Source organism: Flavobacterium orientale, assembly GCF_014638005.1.
GTDB lineage: Bacteria > Bacteroidota > Bacteroidia > Flavobacteriales > Flavobacteriaceae > Flavobacterium > Flavobacterium orientale.
Map to the genome: position 1 here is coordinate 121,245 of NZ_BMFG01000007.1, position 16,011 is coordinate 137,255.

The 16,011-nt window shown below is 35.5% G+C and carries 18 protein-coding genes; 12 read left to right on the forward strand and 6 right to left on the reverse strand.

The window, feature by feature from the left end; translation table 11 throughout:
- Window positions 1–74: 74 nt before the first annotated feature.
- The 4 genes from ribD to IEV15_RS10330 are packed head-to-tail and all read left to right on the forward strand — an operon-like array spanning window position 75 to window position 3,203.
- Window positions 75–1,121 (forward strand): bifunctional diaminohydroxyphosphoribosylaminopyrimidine deaminase/5-amino-6-(5-phosphoribosylamino)uracil reductase RibD, encoded by a 1,047-nt coding sequence (gene ribD / locus IEV15_RS10315; protein WP_188362440.1) that lies wholly within the window; start codon window positions 75–77, stop codon window positions 1,119–1,121.
- A complete protein-coding gene (locus tag IEV15_RS10320) occupies window positions 1,114–1,713 on the forward strand; it encodes an HAD family hydrolase (RefSeq protein WP_188362441.1) in 600 nt (199 codons plus the stop codon). The genes ribD and IEV15_RS10320 overlap by 8 nt, the downstream gene beginning before the upstream one ends.
- Before the next feature lie 6 nt (window positions 1,714–1,719).
- Window positions 1,720–2,580, forward strand: a complete 861-nt coding sequence (locus IEV15_RS10325) for an EamA family transporter (protein ID WP_188362442.1) — start codon at window positions 1,720–1,722, stop codon at window positions 2,578–2,580.
- Window positions 2,581–2,582: 2 nt separating this feature from the next.
- Window positions 2,583–3,203 (forward strand): YigZ family protein, encoded by a 621-nt coding sequence (locus IEV15_RS10330; protein ID WP_188362443.1) that lies wholly within the window; start codon window positions 2,583–2,585, stop codon window positions 3,201–3,203.
- A gap of 37 nt (window positions 3,204–3,240) precedes the next feature.
- Here IEV15_RS10330 and IEV15_RS10335 read toward each other — a convergent pair whose 3' ends face one another.
- Window positions 3,241–3,660 carry an acyl-CoA thioesterase gene (locus tag IEV15_RS10335; protein ID WP_188362444.1) on the reverse strand — a complete coding sequence of 140 codons (420 nt, stop codon included), beginning with the start codon at window positions 3,658–3,660 and terminating at the stop codon, window positions 3,241–3,243.
- Between the two features lie 197 nt (window positions 3,661–3,857).
- Between IEV15_RS10335 and dnaA the strand changes: the two genes are divergently transcribed.
- Genes dnaA through IEV15_RS10350 form a run of 3 tightly spaced genes read left to right on the forward strand, consistent with a single transcriptional unit; the run spans window position 3,858 to window position 6,532 of the window.
- A complete protein-coding gene (gene dnaA, locus IEV15_RS10340) occupies window positions 3,858–5,285 on the forward strand; it encodes a chromosomal replication initiator protein DnaA (protein ID WP_188362445.1) in 1,428 nt (475 codons plus the stop codon).
- 54 nt (window positions 5,286–5,339) lie between these two features.
- Window positions 5,340–5,813, forward strand: a complete 474-nt coding sequence (locus IEV15_RS10345) for a low molecular weight protein-tyrosine-phosphatase (RefSeq protein ID WP_188362446.1) — start codon at window positions 5,340–5,342, stop codon at window positions 5,811–5,813.
- Window positions 5,810–6,532 (forward strand): SAM-dependent methyltransferase, encoded by a 723-nt coding sequence (locus tag IEV15_RS10350; RefSeq protein WP_188362447.1) that lies wholly within the window; start codon window positions 5,810–5,812, stop codon window positions 6,530–6,532. Before IEV15_RS10345 ends, IEV15_RS10350 begins: the two co-directional genes overlap by 4 nt.
- A 239-nt stretch (window positions 6,533–6,771) precedes the next feature.
- Here the strand turns inward: IEV15_RS10350 and IEV15_RS10355 are convergent, their stop codons facing one another.
- The 5 genes from IEV15_RS10355 to dapF all read right to left on the reverse strand — a co-directional run bounded on the left by IEV15_RS10355 (window position 6,772) and on the right by dapF (window position 10,800).
- A complete protein-coding gene (locus IEV15_RS10355) occupies window positions 6,772–7,419 on the reverse strand; it encodes a peptidoglycan-binding protein LysM (protein ID WP_188362448.1) in 648 nt (215 codons plus the stop codon).
- Between the two features lie 97 nt (window positions 7,420–7,516).
- Window positions 7,517–8,431: a DUF2279 domain-containing protein gene (locus IEV15_RS10360; protein ID WP_188362449.1), complete on the reverse strand. Its 915-nt coding sequence runs from the start codon at window positions 8,429–8,431 to the stop codon at window positions 7,517–7,519.
- Window positions 8,432–9,472, reverse strand: coding sequence for an endolytic transglycosylase MltG (gene mltG / locus IEV15_RS10365; RefSeq protein ID WP_188362450.1), 1,041 nt, complete (start codon window positions 9,470–9,472; stop codon window positions 8,432–8,434). It abuts the gene before it with no gap.
- Window positions 9,473–9,482: 10 nt separating this feature from the next.
- Complete coding sequence (locus tag IEV15_RS10370; RefSeq protein WP_188362451.1) at window positions 9,483–10,007, reverse strand: GNAT family N-acetyltransferase; 525 nt, start codon at window positions 10,005–10,007, stop codon at window positions 9,483–9,485.
- Between the two features lie 4 nt (window positions 10,008–10,011).
- The gene (dapF, locus tag IEV15_RS10375; protein WP_188362452.1) at window positions 10,012–10,800 is read right to left on the reverse strand and encodes a diaminopimelate epimerase; all 789 of its coding nucleotides are present in this window, start codon (window positions 10,798–10,800) and stop codon (window positions 10,012–10,014) included.
- 133 nt (window positions 10,801–10,933) lie between these two features.
- Here dapF and IEV15_RS10380 point away from each other — a divergent pair, with 133 nt between their 5' ends.
- The 5 genes from IEV15_RS10380 (at window position 10,934) to IEV15_RS10395 (ending at window position 15,853) form a co-directional block, all read left to right on the forward strand.
- Entirely contained in the window at window positions 10,934–12,325 is a 1,392-nt protein-coding gene (locus IEV15_RS10380) for a S1C family serine protease (protein ID WP_188362453.1), read from the forward strand.
- 704 nt (window positions 12,326–13,029) lie between these two features.
- On the forward strand, window positions 13,030–13,167 hold the full coding sequence (locus tag IEV15_RS14620) for a hypothetical protein (protein WP_229734137.1): 138 nt from the start codon (window positions 13,030–13,032) through the stop codon (window positions 13,165–13,167).
- A 20-nt stretch (window positions 13,168–13,187) separates the two neighbouring features.
- Window positions 13,188–14,639 carry a glyceraldehyde-3-phosphate dehydrogenase gene (locus IEV15_RS10385; protein WP_188362454.1) on the forward strand — a complete coding sequence of 484 codons (1,452 nt, stop codon included), beginning with the start codon at window positions 13,188–13,190 and terminating at the stop codon, window positions 14,637–14,639.
- 199 nt (window positions 14,640–14,838) lie between these two features.
- Window positions 14,839–15,450: a hypothetical protein gene (locus IEV15_RS10390; protein WP_188362455.1), complete on the forward strand. Its 612-nt coding sequence runs from the start codon at window positions 14,839–14,841 to the stop codon at window positions 15,448–15,450.
- Between the two features lie 25 nt (window positions 15,451–15,475).
- A complete protein-coding gene (locus IEV15_RS10395; RefSeq protein WP_188362456.1) occupies window positions 15,476–15,853 on the forward strand; it encodes a hypothetical protein in 378 nt (125 codons plus the stop codon).
- The last annotated feature ends 158 nt before the right edge of the window (window positions 15,854–16,011 follow it).

Below are 16,011 nucleotides of genomic sequence, written 5' to 3' on the forward strand. Positions count from 1 at the left end.
GAGGAATAAAAAGCAAAGTTAAGATTAATCTTTTTAGTGTTGGTGCAATCGGCTTAAAAAACTATTTTTGTGTGATGAGCACGCACGAATTCTATATGAAACGTTGTATCCAATTGGCCAAAAATGGCCTGGGGACTACCTATCCAAACCCTTTAGTAGGAAGTGTGATTGTATATAATAACACCATTATTGGAGAAGGTTGGCACCAAAAAGCTGGCGAACCTCATGCGGAAGTTCATGCGATTGCTAACGTGAAAGATAAATCGCTATTAAAAAAAGCTACGCTCTATGTAAGTTTGGAACCTTGTAGTCATTTTGGTAAAACACCGCCTTGTTGTGATTTAATCGTAACTAATGAAATTCCAACTATTGTTATCGGAACAAAAGACCCTTTTGCTAAAGTTGACGGTAACGGAATAAAAAAACTTCAAGATGCCGGAAGGAATTGTATTGTGGGTGTTTTAGAAAAGGAATGTGCCGAACTCAACAAACGCTTTTTTACATTTCATCAGAAAAAAAGACCTTATATCATGTTGAAATGGGCTCAAACTGCTGATGGTTTTATTGCTCCGTTAGAAAAAATGGAAAACCGACCGGTTTGGATTTCCAATCAATATTCAAGACAATTGGTGCACAAATGGCGAACAGAAGAACAAGCTGTTTTAGTAGGAACTACAACTGCTTTAGACGATAATCCCAAGCTGGATGTGAGAGATTGGAAAGGCAACAACCCTGCTCGAATTGTAGTAGATCGTGAAAATAAAATCCCAAATCACTATCATTTAAAAAATGATGCAGCAAAAACAATAGTTATAACAGAAAAAGAAATTTCAAATCCAACTAATCAAATTTACTACGAATCTGCTATCTTTGATAAATCGCTTGTAAACCACATAACGGCAATTTTATATAAACATGAAATACAATCGGTTATAATTGAAGGCGGAACAAAAACGATACAACAGTTTATTGATTGGAATCTTTGGGACGAAGCCCGAATTTTCAAAAGTAAATTCAAACTTCAATCAGGAATCAAAGCTCCGAATTTTGAAAACAAAACACCCTTTGACCGAATAAAATGTGGTGATGACGAACTTTTAATTATTAAAAATCATGATTAATGCCATCATTTTTGATTTTGGAGATGTATTTATCAATCTCGAAAAAGAAGCGGTTACCAAAGCTTTTAAAGAATTAGGATTAAAAGAATGGTCACAAGATCTTGACGAACTCAATTCAAAATTTGAAATCGGAAAAATATCTGAAATCCAATTTATTGAAGGTTTTCAAAAACACCTCCCCAATGCTTCTGTAGATGAAATTCGGAAAGCATGGAACGCCGTTTTAGGTGATTTTCCGCTGTATCGCTTAGAATTTTTACAAAACCTAAAAGGTAAATACCGCTTATTTTTACTGAGTAATACCGACGCCATTCATATTGAAAAATTTGAACACAAAGTAGGCATCTCTTTTGCCCGCGATTTCTATCAATGTTTTGAAAAAGTGTATTTTTCTTTTGAAGTAGGAATGCGAAAACCAACGGAAGATATTTTCAAATTTGTAATCCAAAAACAAGGTTTACAACCCAATAAAACACTTTTTATTGATGATAGAAAAGACAATACCGATACCGCAGAAAAACTAGGAATGGTCGTTTGGAACCTCAATCCAAACGAAGAAGATGTAGTAGATTTATTTGATAAAAAATTCTAAGCTAAAGTGATTTATATTCTTTGCAGTGTTGGACTGAATTCTTTATTATTCGTCATTTTTAAATGGTTTAGTCATTTTAATATCAACACAATTCAAGCTTTAGTTGCCAATTACCTTACTGCAGCCTGTCTCGGATTTTTCATAAGTTCCGGCACTTTTGAAGTAGCAGAGTTACCACAAAAAACTTGGTATTGGGGCAGTTTTAGTATTGGATTTCTATTTATAAGTGTTTTCTATTTAATCGCTTTAGCTTCACAACGAAACGGACTTTCAGCCACATCAGTCGCAGCAAAAATGTCGGTTGTGATTCCCATTGCTTTTGGTGTTATCATATATAAAGAAAGCTTGGGCTTTATTAAAATAATAGGCATAATTTTAGCTTTAGCAGCGGTCTATTTTACTTCAAAAAAAGAAGAAGGTCAAATAACCCAAAATAAAGAATGGTTACTACCGCTATTAGTATTTTTGGGTACAGGTGCAGTAGATACGAGTCTAAAATTCATGCAAAATTATTATGTGCCTTTGGATGAAATTGCTGTTTTTTCATCACATACTTTTTTTATGGCATTTTGTGTAGGTTGCTTTTTTATTGGTTATCAAGTAGTAAAAAATAAAAAAGCAATCAAAATTAAAAATATCATGGCAGGTATTGCGTTAGGAATTCCAAATTACTTCTCCTTATATTTTATGATAAGAATGTTAAATCATCCTACGTGGGACAGTTCCACTATATTTACCATTCACAATGTAGCTATTGTGACACTTACAACTTTGTTAGGGGTTATACTTTTTAAAGAAAAATTAAACGTTAGAAATACAATCGGAATTCTAATTGCTATAATCGCCATAGTTTTAGTTACCTTTTAATCATGCAAACAAATTCTGAAGAAAGCTATTTTACCATTGAAAATCCTATTTTAGATAATTTACTAAAAGAAAAAAACAGTAAATTCTTTAGTTATGCTTTTCCTGTTTTTTCTGAAGAAGATATTAAAAATCACTTAGTAATTATAAAAAAGAAACACCCGAATGCCAACCATGCTTGTTATGCCTATCAAATAGGATATAAAAACATAAAATATAGAGCCAGTGATGACGGCGAACCTAATAATAGTGCAGGAATGCCAATTTATGGACAAATTCAATCATTTAATTTAACAAATATTCTGGTGGTCGTGGTTCGTTATTTTGGAGGTGTAAAATTAGGGGTCGGTGGTTTGGTGACCGCTTACAAAATGGCAGCAAAAATGGTCTTAGAAGTAGCTCAAAAAGTGGAATGTATCGAAATGACAACTATAAACCTTCAGTATGAATACGAAGACCATCCAAAAATAATGCAGCTAATAAAAGAATGTAAAGTAACGATAAAGGAACAGAAAATGGAACTGAACTGCGAATGGACAATTGCAATTCCGGAAAAAGAATACAATCTGTTCCAAGAAAAATGTGAATCCTTTAAAACGTGTAAAATCACAAAAATCGATTTATAAGAATCAACTGATGCTGCTAATTTATATTCGATTTAAATTACATTTTTTCAGATAACAAATGGGTATTTAAAATGGATACTATTTGTTCCGGTGGCGTAATAGGTCGACCGGTTTTTATCGAAACAAATACCAAAATAAAGTCAGCCGTTGTTAATAACTCTCCGTTTTCATTTTCAATCTTACATTCAAATCCTATCTTTACTGAAGATCTGAATTTTAGCTTTGTAATCACTTTCAATAAGTCGTCATAACGGGCTGGTTTCTTGTAATTTATATTGATGTTTACTATAGGTAATGCTACACCGCTTTCTTCCAACTCTTTGTATGAAATCCCTTTATCTCTAAGCCATTCCACGCGTCCTATCTCAAAATAAGGCAAATAATTTCCGTGATAAACAACGCCCATTTGATCGGTTTCTGAATAACGAACGCGTACTTCTAATTGATGTTCTTTCATTTTAAATCTATTCTTTTTTTTGGTTTATATTTTGAACTTCAAATGTTCTTTACAACAATATTTTTATAAAATCAATACCCTTTTTATTTTTTTTTAAGGATTTTTGTTCACATATTTGTTAACCCAAAATTAACACCAGAAACTATCTGTTTCTTTTGTAGGTTAACTAGTAATAAACATTAAAATTTTAAAGATTCATGGACAAAACTGCGCAATCGGTATGGGAAAACTGTCTATCCTTCATAAAAGACAATATTCAGGACCAAGCATATAAAACTTGGTTTGAACCGATTAAGTCAGTTGAGCTTACCGATAATGCTTTATACATTCAGGTACCCAGCAAATTTTTCTATGAGTGGCTCGAGGAACACTATGTAAAATTACTAAAAGTGGCTCTTACCAGAGAACTTGGAAAAAACGCAAAGTTACTCTATAAAATTAAAATGGAAAACACTTTTGGCAATAAACAACCTTTTACGGAACAATTGCCAAGCTCAAACAGAAATCCATTAAAACCTCAAGAAGTTGATGCACCTTTTAAAAACCTGAACCCGGAACTCAAAAATCCTTTTGTAATTCCAGGTATCAGAAATTTAAAAATTGAATCACAATTAAATCCTAATTATAGTTTTGATAATTTCTTGGAAGGAGACTCCAACCGATTAGCAAGATCGGCTGGTATGGCTGTGGCAAATAAACCGGGTGGGACCTCGTTTAATCCATTATTAATTTTTGGAGGCGTTGGTTTGGGTAAAACCCATTTAGCTCACGCAATCGGCGTTGAAATCAAAGATAAATACCCTGAAAAAACAGTATTATATATTTCTGCTGAAGTATTTACACAACAATATATTGATTCAGTTAAAAAAAATACCCGTAACGATTTTATACATTTCTATCAATTAATCGATGTGTTGATAATTGATGATGTACAATTCCTTTCCGGTAAATCAGGTACACAAGATGTGTTTTTCCACATATTTAATTATTTACACCAAAACGGCAAACAGGTAATTCTTACCTCTGATAAAGCTCCCGTTGACATGCAAGATATCGAACAACGTTTATTATCTAGATTCAAATGGGGATTATCTGCCGAATTACACCAGCCGGATTACGAAACCCGTATATCCATTTTAAACAACATCCTGTATAGAGATGGTGTAGAAATGCCGGATGAAATAATCGAATATGTTGCCCGAAACATCAAATCAAATGTCAGAGAACTCGAAGGGGCCATCATTTCGCTAATCGCTCAAGCATCATTCAACAAAAAAGAAGTGACGCTGGAACTGACTAAAAATATCGTTGAAAAATTTGTTAAGAATGTAAAACGTGAAATTTCTATTGAATACATTCAAAAAGTAGTTTCCGATTATTTCCAATTGGATGTTGATACTTTACAATCTAAAACAAGAAAACGTCATGTGGTACAAGCAAGACAATTAGCCATGTTTTTTGCGAAAAAATTTACTAAAGCTTCTTTAGCAAATATCGGTTCTCAAATTGGCGACCGTGATCACGCAACTGTGTTACATGCCTGTAAGACAGTAGACAATTTGGTTACTACCGACAAACAGTTCCGAAAATTTGTAGACGACATTCACAAGAAATTATCCTTATAAATTAAATTACTGTGGTTAGTCAACTAAAAATGACTAACCATTTTTTTATATAATATGGCCGTAAAAATAATAATGGTTTGTTTGGGAAATATTTGTCGTTCCCCTTTAGCAGAAGGAATTTTAACTTCAAAATTACCTAAAGAAACTTTTTTTGTGGATTCTGCCGGCACGGGCCATTGGCATATTGGAGACCCGCCCGACCGACGGTCTATCAATATTGCTCAAAACAAAGGCATCGACATTTCCCACCAAAAAGGAAAATTATTCAAACCTTCTTTCTTTCGCGAATATGATTACATCTTTGTAATGGATGTCAACAATTATGAAGACGTAATTCAAATGGCTACTAATGAGGAAGACAAAAAGAAAGTACACCTTATTTTAGACCAATTATTTCCGGGAGAAAAAGTTGATGTACCTGACCCCTATCATGGTGTTCTCAGTAATTTTGAAGAAGTTTATGATATGTTGGAACAAGCTTGTGACGTTTTAGCAAAAAAATTGATTAAAAAACACACCTCATCATGAAACCAATTACCTTCAAAGGAAAATTATATTTAATTCCAACCACATTGGGTGAAGTAGCTCCCGAGGATGTGTTGCCACAAACAGTAAAGAGAGCTATTGATTTCATAACAGATTATATTGTTGAGAACGAAAAAACAGCTCGAAAATTCATCAAACAAATACATCCCGAAAAAGCACAACCTTCACTTCGTATTAGTTTGCTGAACAAGCATACAGAAGAAAGGGAATACGCAGCCATGTTACAACCTTGTTTAGAAGGCAAAAATGTGGGATTAATGAGTGAAGCCGGATGTCCCGGCGTTGCTGATCCGGGTGCTGTTATCGTAAAATTGGCTCATGAAAAAGGCATTCAAGTGGTGCCGTTAGTAGGACCATCATCCATTCTTTTAGCAATGATGGGTTCAGGTATGAACGGACAAAGTTTTGCGTTCAATGGGTACCTACCCATTGACAAATCAGAAAAAAAAGCAGCTTTGAAAAACTTAGAACGTTTGTCGTTTGAAAAAAACCAAGCACAATTGTTTATTGAAACGCCATATCGAAACAATAAATTACTGGAAGATATTTTACAGGCTCTTCAAAATAGTACCCGACTTTGTATTGCAACCGACATTACATTGCCAACCGAGTACATCAAAACGTTAACAATTAACGACTGGAAAAAAACAAAAGTCGATTTACACAACCGACCTACCATTTTTATTATTCAGAAATCGTAAGTGCATCTTGTCATTTAGCTTGATTTTTTTATCCAACATAAAAATCATTCGTGTGGAAAAGATTATTTTACAATCACACGAAATTATTCGTCTGTAAAAGATTATTTCTATTAGATAAAAAAACTATCCAATCATCTAACGAAGGAATTTCACACGTACAAGCTTGGCAACTATCAAGTTTTTTAAAATAAAAAAAGGTCGATGTTGAAATCGACCTTTTTTCTATACAACTGTAAAGTTTAAACTTGCTTGATTTTTACTCGTACCTTTTTTTGCGGCTGAATAATGGAAGTATCATACCCCCCGTAATTTTTAATATAACTTTTTAGGGAAGTACCGAAACCATCTTTGAAACCTCTGTTTCCATTACTCCTTAAAAATTTACGAACCGAACCAACACCACCTAAATGTGCGGCTGCCAATAATCCGGATTCTGTAATGGTCACACCACTAATAACCTTGCCTTCATACTGCTGAATCTCATTTCTAAGCTCCCACTTATTCAACGATAATAAAGCTTTAAAAGCTTGCTCCTGAATTCGAGGGGAACGCATAAAAGCCAAACTATCAGTAATACCTATGGTTCGAAGGGTTCCCATACCAAATTGGTATTTCCCCATATAACCAAATGGATTCACTTTGTGATACTTTCCTTGTGATTCTTTAAATGCCAAAGCTTGTTTGAAGCCGGCAAACGTTTTTCCTGTGAAAGGAACAGCGATGTGCTGGTAAGCACTTTCTTCTGAAGTTGGAACCGTATAAAACAATTCCTCAGTTTCGTCTACATGAAACCATTCTAAATACTGAAATTCATAAGGCTTAAAACCGGAGCTTAAGACCAATACTGTAAACACAATCGTTGTGTAAAAATACCATTTTCTAATCATAAAGTTGTTTTCTCAGGCCCTGTCACAACACTGAAATTTCACGGTGCAAATATACAACTTTTTTTATAAATGTGATTATCAAATAGTTAAACTTTTTTTAAAAGTAAATCCAATGAAATTTGACGCCTCGTGATCCCCTTATTTCAAACGTTGGAGCCGGAATCTTAATCGTATTAAAAACAGAAAATAAGGTGCGTAAAAAAGTAGATCTGGTATCGATTTTAGTCAAATCTACATCCAAACTCAAATAAAATTGACGATACCTTTCGTAATTTGGTAACAATAAATCCGAGGAGGAATCTAAATTTGCCAAAATCATACCTTCTGCTCCATAGCCAAAAGCGACATTTAACCAACGAGGTACTTTTGTAGCGGGTAGAAAAGAATGCAAATTAGCCGACAACCAATAGGTCTGCCCGTTATAATCTTTTAAAAGTTGCTCACTGAAACTGCTTCCCAACACTTCAGGTCGTTGACTTGCAAATTGAGTGGTATGAAAGGAAAACTTCGGAACAATTCGCTGCTCATGCCACAAAAGTTCTTGTGAAACATACAAAGCCGTTCCTGCTGCATTAGCTCCTACATCCCCCCAAGAAAAACCCCATTCAGCAGAATGACCGTCAAGAATTTCTACTGCCGTTAAAAAAACAAAGCCATAACCCGCTCCATAAAGCAATTGATTCTTCTTTGAAACACCTGACCATGCTAGCATTTCAGAACTAAACCGACCCAAATGATAGGAAGAAAAAACATGACCAACCTTATCCATTTGAAGCCAGTCAGCATTGTCATTGGTGAAATGAAAAGATGATTTTTCATAATCAGCATACCACAATTCATGCAATCCTACCAAAGCAGCAGAAGTCAAAACCACTTCAGAAACTACCACCAAATTGCGTCTCGAATTTACTAAAGAATCAGCCGGAGTTAAAAAAGAGGCAAACTTCGATTGAGCACACAACCCATCAATAAACAGAAAAAATAGTACAACTATGGCTAAATAGGCTCTCAATTAATTTCCTGCAGTTTGTTTGTTCAACCAAGCAGCATACTTTCTGGCATTCACATTGTGTTGCTCTAAAGTGGTGGCAAACTCATGATAGCCAAAACGTTCCACACTTGCACAGAAATAAATAAAATCATGTGACTCTGGATGTAGTACCGCATCAATTGCATTGACATCGGGCATAAAAATAGGACCCGGTGGCAAACCTGCATTTTTATAGGTATTATAAGGTGAAACTACTTCCAAATGCTTATAGTAAACCCGCTTGATTACTTGGTCAAAATCATTGGAAACCAATTTAAAGGCAAAAATAACGGTTGGGTCAGCTTGTAACGGCATGCCGATTCGCAAGCGATTCAAATAGACTTGTGCCACTTTTGGTCGTTCCTCAACCTTTGTAGTTTCTTTGTGTACTATCGAAGCCAAAATAGAAACCTCAGCTGGTGTTAATCCCAAGGCTTCAGCTTTCATTTTTCGGTCTTCATTCCAAAAGCGATAATATTCTTTTGCCATTTGATTACGAAATTTCTCAGCAGAAGTATTCCAATAAAATTCAAAAGTATTGGGTAATAATAACGTAAAAGCAGTAGCTTCTGTTAACCCATGTTCTTCCAAAAATTTTGGCTCTCTGAATGCATGCAACAAACTAATACTGTCGGCTTCTAACTGAGAGGCTATCCTTCCGGCAAAATTTTCCAATCGCTCTTGGTTATTAAAAGTAACTCGAACAGCAACCGGTCGTCGCAATGCCGATATTATGGAATTGGTATTCATGTTTTTCTTTAATTCAAACTTTCCGGCTTTCACTTCTGAGGAATAACCTCGTCGGTTAGCCAACGATTCAAACTTATCCATATCTTTCAAATAGGGAGCTACTAGGGCTTTAACCTCCTCAAAAGTAGAATTTGTAGGTACATAAACACTTACTTTTTCTTCTGAGAAATCTGTATTAGGAGTGAAAACGATTTGATAGACACGAAAGCCTAAAAAAGCCACAACAACCAACAACACCAAAACAATATAAAGAACTAATTTTTTTAAAGTCATAAATAAATTTTTAAAATAGTAACTGATACATAGCTTCATCAGTATAAATACCTTGATTATAAATCCATTCTTTTTTTACACCAATCAATTGAAAACCAAAAGAAGTGAACAACGCAATACTTGGTGAATTATGTACGGCAATATTGGCAAAAAGTTGGTGTACATGCAAATAATCTTTCGCGTAAGCAAGAAGCAACTCCAAAGCCTCCTTGCCGTATCCGGAATTTCTGTTATCTTGATTTTGAATGACAATACCGATTCCGGCTCTTTGGTTTTTAGGATCAAAATCAAATAAATCAATCAATCCAATAGACTCAAAAGATTCCTGTTTGCAAATGGCCAATCGCAATTGCTTGGCTTCATAAATATCCTTGTGAGCATTTTCAAGATAGTTTTTTATCAAAAACAGACTATAAGGTGTTTGCGTTTGACTAACTTCCCAAAGGTCCGTGTCATTCTCAAGCCGATAGACAAAATCCAAATCATCTGGCTCTAAAGCTCTTAAATAAATATGTTCCCCTTGAAGTGTACTCATGGTATTAGGTTGCTAAGACTAGTTGACCTTCAAAAACAAATTCGGCCGGCCCGATTAAAAACACTTGGGTGTACTTTTGGTCTTCTTTTTGAAAACGTACTTGCAATTGACCGCCTTCTACAAGTAACGAAATTTCATTGGAAGTTGTTTTACCGATAGCATTCATGGCAATGGCAACCGCAGTAACGCCTGTTCCACACGATAAGGTTTCATCTTCCACACCTCGCTCATAGGTTCGCACTGCAAAAAGAGTGTCTGAAATAGGTTCCACAAAATTGACATTGCTTCCCGCTTCTCCATACAAAGCACTATAACGAATAGCACTGCCTATTTCTTTTACGGGAACAGATTTTACGTCATCTACCAAAGTCACATGATGGGGCGAACCGGTATTCATAAAAACGTAATCGGAAGCCAATTGTATAGCATCAACATCTTTCATTTGTAATGAAACAATTCCTTTATCTGAAATTTTGGCATAATGTAGACCATCTATTGCTACAAAAGTAGTTTCATTTTCAATAACCCCTAATTGTTTGGCGAAAGCCACGATACATCTGCCTCCGTTACCACACATCGAACTTTCATGGCCGTCAGAATTATAATAGACCATCTTGAAATCGGAATTTTTGTCATTCTCTAACAAGATCAAACCGTCTGCTCCTATCCCAAAACGTCTGTTACAGAGTTGTTCTATCAGTTTGGTATCATTTTTGGAAAATAATTCCTGACGATTGTCAATTAGGATAAAGTCGTTTCCCGTACCTTGATATTTGTAAAATTGAATTGTCATTTTTGTAATTTCTGATGTACAAAAGTACAATTATTTTAAAGAAAAGTTAAGGTGCGTTAAAGTACGTTAAACCTATTTTACAAAAACAATAAATCAAATAATTTTACATTATCTAATGAATAACATTTAGTATATGAGAAACACAGCAAATTTATTTTTTGTCGCTTTACTGAGTGGTATAATTACACTTGGATCGTACAAACTTTTCGTAGAAGAAAACAACGCTTCTGCCGATAACATTATTACATCAGCACCTTCGTTAGCAACTAAAACGGTTGGATTAACCGCTGAAGCTATTGATTTTACAGAAGCTGCAGAATCAACATTAAACCAAGTAGTTCACGTAAAAAATGTTTCCTATCGAACTATTTCGAACCCAATCATGGAGTTCATGTACGGACAACGTGGCGGACAACAGCAACAACAAATCGGAACGGGCTCCGGAGTTATTATTTCGGAAGACGGATACATTGTGACTAACAACCACGTAATTAATGGGGCACAAGACCTTGAGGTGACGCTCAATAACAAGAAAACATACAAAGCCAAACTAATTGGTACAGATTCCAAAATGGACATTGCTTTACTCAAAGTAGAGGCCGATGAAAAATTACCGTACATCGTTTTTGCAGATTCCGATCATGTTCGTGTAGGTGAATGGGTTTTGGCTGTAGGCAATCCCTATAACCTTAACTCTACCGTTACTGCGGGAATTGTTTCAGCCAAAGCAAGAAATTTAGATACTAGAGGCATTCAATCCTTCATCCAAACCGATGCCGTTGTAAACCCTGGAAATAGCGGTGGTGCTTTAGTGAATACACGTGGCGAATTAGTGGGAATTAATACCATGATTTCATCCAATACCGGTAGTTATGTAGGGTATTCTTTTGCAGTACCTTCTAACATCACCCGAAAAATCATTGAAGACATCATGGAGTTCGGTAACGTACAACGGGGTATTTTAGGCATTGAAGGAGTTGAACTAAATGGTGTAGCCTCCAGAGAATTTAAAGTAGAAGATACTCAAGGTTTTTATGTGAACAAAGTAACCAAAAATTCAGGTGCCGAAAAAGCAGGCATCAAATCAGGTGATGTTATTAAAAAATTAGACAACCAAACCATCAGTTCGTTTGCTGAATTATCAGGATATATCAACACCAAAAGACCTAATGACGAGATTAAGGTAACGGTGAGTAGAAATGGGAAAACAGTGGTGATTCCGGTGGTATTATCTAAAAAAGAACTGTTGAATTATGAATTTTATGGTTTAGAATTGGAAGATTTGGATGCATCCGACAAACAACGTTTTAAAATAAATCAGGGTGTAAAGATCAAAGATATTACTAACGAAAAATTAGCTCCTTACAGTGATGAATTAAAAGGAAGCATCATCCTGAGCATCGACGGAGTTAAAGCCACAGATGTAGAAACCATATCTAGAGGTCTAGGAAGCAAAACAGAAAAAGAAGGCGTTCGCGTTGAATTGTTACTGAGAAACGGTCAGTTAATGCGAATAATAATTTAGTAGGAAGGCTAATTTTAGCTAGGGGCTATCCTGCAAGGTCGCATTTTGACCTTGCAGGATTTTTTTTGATTATGTCATGCTGATTTCGTTGCAGCATCAAACAAATCCGTCCAATTCGCGTCCTCCATGTTCCATTACACAAAAGCCTTAACCCCCCCTTAATGAAAAAAAAAAAGCGAAGCGTCTTTGCGTCTTTATACTTCACAGTTTTTGCGTCTTTGCATCTTTGCGAGAAAGAAACCTTAACCCTCATTAATTAAAAAAAGCGAAGCGTCTTAAATTCTTAATGTTGAAAAAAGCAAACAGTCCTAACACTATCCACGTAAAAATCCGTGAAAATCCGCCCAATCCGTGTCATCCGTGTTCCATTGCACAAAAGCCTTAACCCTCCTTATTGAAAAAAAGCGAAGCGTCTTAAATTCTTAATGTTGAAAAAAGCAAACAGTCCTAACACTATCCACTTAAAAATCCGTGAAAATCCGCCCAATCCGTGTCATCCGTGTTCCATTGCACAAAAGCCTTAACCCTCCTTATTGAAAAAAAGCGAAGCGTCTTAAATTCTTAATGTTGAAAAAAGCAAACAGTCCTAACACTATCCACTTAAAAATCCGTGAAAATCCGCCCAATCCGTGTCATCCGTGTTCCATTGCACAAAAGCCTTAACCCTCCTTATTGAAAAAAAAGCGAAGCGTCTAAATTTCTTAATGTCAAAAAAATCCGCAAAAATCAGCGTTGGCGAAGCCACCAGCGTCATCCGCGTTCCAATCTTCACAAGAATTAAAAAAATCCTAAAATACTTTACGAAAACGATTGAAATCAATACTTTTGCACCAAATTTATAAACAACACTAACTACAATACAATGAAAATCAATCAATCGTTATACGAAAAAGAACTTTCGTTTCAAGCGGACAGAAGAAGAGCAGGCGTAGAATTCATTAAAATTATCAGCGATTTATGGTATGACAAATCAATCGAAATCGTGCTTTTCCGAAACCAATTAATCGATAAAAATGTTTCTGAAATTCTAAACCTTCACGAATATGCCGGTGAATTTGTAGGCAAACCAATCTCCGTTTTTGATTCCGTAGAAATTGCCCGCGAAATGCTTTCTTTAGATTTACCTCCTTCTAAATTAGATATCGGAAAATTAACCTACGAATACCACTTGGAAGACGACAAATACCACAATACCAAATCATTTGTAATTGATAAATTAAAAAAAGCCAAAGACTTCCATATCATCAAACCAAAAGATGTTGTGCTTTATGGTTTTGGTAGAATTGGTCGTTTATTAGCTCGTGAGTTAATGTCTAAAACAGGAAAAGGGAGCCAGTTGCGTCTTCGTGCGATTGTAACTAGAGATAAAAATGACGCCACTATCTTAGAAAAAAGAGCTTCATTGTTGCGTTATGATTCCGTGCATGGTGATTTTCAAGGTTCAGTTACAGCCGATCCGGAAAACAATGCGTTAATTATAAACGGTACTACCGTGCACATGATTTCGGCTAACGGACCGGAAGATGTGGATTATACAAAATTCGGAATTGAAGAGGCTTTGGTGATTGATAACACAGGAGCATTCACTACCGAAGAAGCGTTAAAAAGACACTTGGTTTCAAAAGGAACAGCTAAAGTATTGCTAACAGCTCCCGGAAAAGGAATGCCTAACATTGTATATGGCGTAAACCACAACGAACACAATCCGGAAAATGTCGATATTTTCTCTGCGGCATCGTGTACAACCAATGCCATCACACCTATTCTAAAAGCGGTGGAAGACACTTTAGGGGTAGTAAAAGGACACTTAGAAACCATACATGCTTACACAAACGACCAGAATTTGGTGGACAACATGCATAAAAAATACCGCCGTGGTAGAGCAGCTGCGTTGAACATGGTAATCACAGAAACCGGTGCCGGAAGTGCTGTAGCTAAAGCATTACCTTCATTAGCCGGGAAATTGACATCCAATGCAATTCGTGTTCCTGTACCTAATGGTTCTCTAGTAGTGTTAAACTTAGAAGTTAGTAAAGAAACTTCTGTGGAAGATATAAATAACATCATGAAAAAATACGCCTTAGAAGGCGAATTAGTGGAACAAATTAAATATTCATTAAATAACGAATTGGTGTCTTCAGATATCGTAGGCACAAATGCACCCGCTATTTATGACAGCAATGCCACTATCGTTTCAGGAGATGGAAAAAATATCGTACTTTATGTATGGTACGACAACGAATTTGGATACAGTCACCAAGTAATTCGATTGGCAAAATACATCGCAAAAGTAAGACGCTACAATTACTATTAAAAAATTAACCTAACCAAACAACCCTAAAGCACTTCCTCTCTTCTGATGAAGTGCTTTTTTTCTCTCAGCACCTCAGAAACTCAGTACCTCCCAAAAATACTAATAACACAAATTCCCCGTTACTTTTATAAATAAATCTTGTTTTTTTGACAAAAAAGTATAAATTTGAATTCCCAATTTTTTTAATCACCGTTTTTATATGAAAAATTATTTTTTAGTGACACTGGCTTTGGTGTTGCCAACGCTCCTTTTTTGTCAAGAAGATTACACCATTACCATAAACGGAAAGAAAATGGATGTGGCTCTGGACAAAGAATTCACAACCACAATTAACGGAAAAAGCACTGTACTGAAAGTAAACATTAAAGATACATTATCTTATAGTGACGCGTTTTTTAATTTTAAATACCCCAGTGATTTTAAAATTTCTAAAATACAAGTCGAACAAGGTATTGAACAACTAACCATCATGAGTGCTGAAGGTTCCGGAATTATAATTCAACGCTACAATACTATCAATCCAAAGTTTTTGAACGAGATGATGATGAATGAAGTGACCAAAGAAAGTGTAAATTATGGCTACGATTTGGTTCGAAAAGACTATGATAGAAAATTAAAAAACGGAGTCAACCTGCAGGTTGCAAAAGCAGTCTTGACGTATGAAGAAGATGTGAATACTTATGAAATAGCCTCACATGGTTTTAAAGACAGTGGCGTATTAATCATGACCATGACTATGAATGAAGAAAGTAAAGAACAAGGTGAAAAAATCATCAAAATGCTATGGGATACTTTAGAAATAAAAATATAATTAGCGGACTAAACCAAACCACTCAATGAAAATATTCGGAATCTTTTTGATTTTATGTACACAGCTAACCTTTGCTCAAGCAAAAAAAGCAGAACCCTACAACCACGGTCATAACGGTATCGAACTGGTTTCCCGATGCAAAAAAGGGAATACCGTTATTGTGAGTACCTACAATGCTAAAATGACCATTCGGGAAGAAATTGCTCAAAGCATCTTCAAAATGTATGAAGCCAACCAATTGGAAAACAACCAATGGTTAACCGTAACCTGTAACGAAGCTAAAGTATATGGGAAATGTAACATCCGTACCAAAAACAAACTAACCGCAATCGACTTCTATTTCGAAAAAGTATATTGGAATTCCGGTACCACCGAAGTCTATGTAAAACCGGCAAAACCGTAAGCAATACAAAAGCATCTCAAATTCTGTGCTTTCTGTGTTTTCTGTGAGAGGTAACTTTCCTCCCTAAAAAAAGCGAAGCGTCTTTGCGTCCTTAGCGTAATTCTTTGTGAACTTTGCGGTTAAAAACCTAATCCTCTTAATAAAAAAAAGCGAAGCGT

Excerpts from the sequence above, each read along its gene's own strand:
- ribD (WP_188362440.1), top strand. The coding sequence starts at position 75 with ATGAGCACGCACGAATTCTATATGAAACGTTGTATCCAATTGGCCAAA.
- IEV15_RS10320 (WP_188362441.1), top strand. The coding sequence starts at position 1,114 with ATGATTAATGCCATCATTTTTGATTTTGGAGATGTATTTATCAATCTC.
- IEV15_RS10330 (WP_188362443.1), top strand. The coding sequence starts at position 2,583 with ATGCAAACAAATTCTGAAGAAAGCTATTTTACCATTGAAAATCCTATT.
- IEV15_RS10335 (WP_188362444.1), bottom strand. The coding sequence starts at position 3,660 with ATGAAAGAACATCAATTAGAAGTACGCGTTCGTTATTCAGAAACCGAT.
- dnaA (WP_188362445.1), top strand. The coding sequence starts at position 3,858 with ATGGACAAAACTGCGCAATCGGTATGGGAAAACTGTCTATCCTTCATA.
- IEV15_RS10345 (WP_188362446.1), top strand. The coding sequence starts at position 5,340 with ATGGCCGTAAAAATAATAATGGTTTGTTTGGGAAATATTTGTCGTTCC.
- IEV15_RS10350 (WP_188362447.1), top strand. The coding sequence starts at position 5,810 with ATGAAACCAATTACCTTCAAAGGAAAATTATATTTAATTCCAACCACA.
- IEV15_RS10355 (WP_188362448.1), bottom strand. The coding sequence starts at position 7,419 with ATGATTAGAAAATGGTATTTTTACACAACGATTGTGTTTACAGTATTG.
- mltG (WP_188362450.1), bottom strand. The coding sequence starts at position 9,472 with ATGACTTTAAAAAAATTAGTTCTTTATATTGTTTTGGTGTTGTTGGTT.
- IEV15_RS10370 (WP_188362451.1), bottom strand. The coding sequence starts at position 10,007 with ATGAGTACACTTCAAGGGGAACATATTTATTTAAGAGCTTTAGAGCCA.
- dapF (WP_188362452.1), bottom strand. The coding sequence starts at position 10,800 with ATGACAATTCAATTTTACAAATATCAAGGTACGGGAAACGACTTTATC.
- IEV15_RS10380 (WP_188362453.1), top strand. The coding sequence starts at position 10,934 with ATGAGAAACACAGCAAATTTATTTTTTGTCGCTTTACTGAGTGGTATA.
- IEV15_RS14620 (WP_229734137.1), top strand. The coding sequence starts at position 13,030 with ATGTCAAAAAAATCCGCAAAAATCAGCGTTGGCGAAGCCACCAGCGTC.
- IEV15_RS10385 (WP_188362454.1), top strand. The coding sequence starts at position 13,188 with ATGAAAATCAATCAATCGTTATACGAAAAAGAACTTTCGTTTCAAGCG.
- IEV15_RS10390 (WP_188362455.1), top strand. The coding sequence starts at position 14,839 with ATGAAAAATTATTTTTTAGTGACACTGGCTTTGGTGTTGCCAACGCTC.
- IEV15_RS10395 (WP_188362456.1), top strand. The coding sequence starts at position 15,476 with ATGAAAATATTCGGAATCTTTTTGATTTTATGTACACAGCTAACCTTT.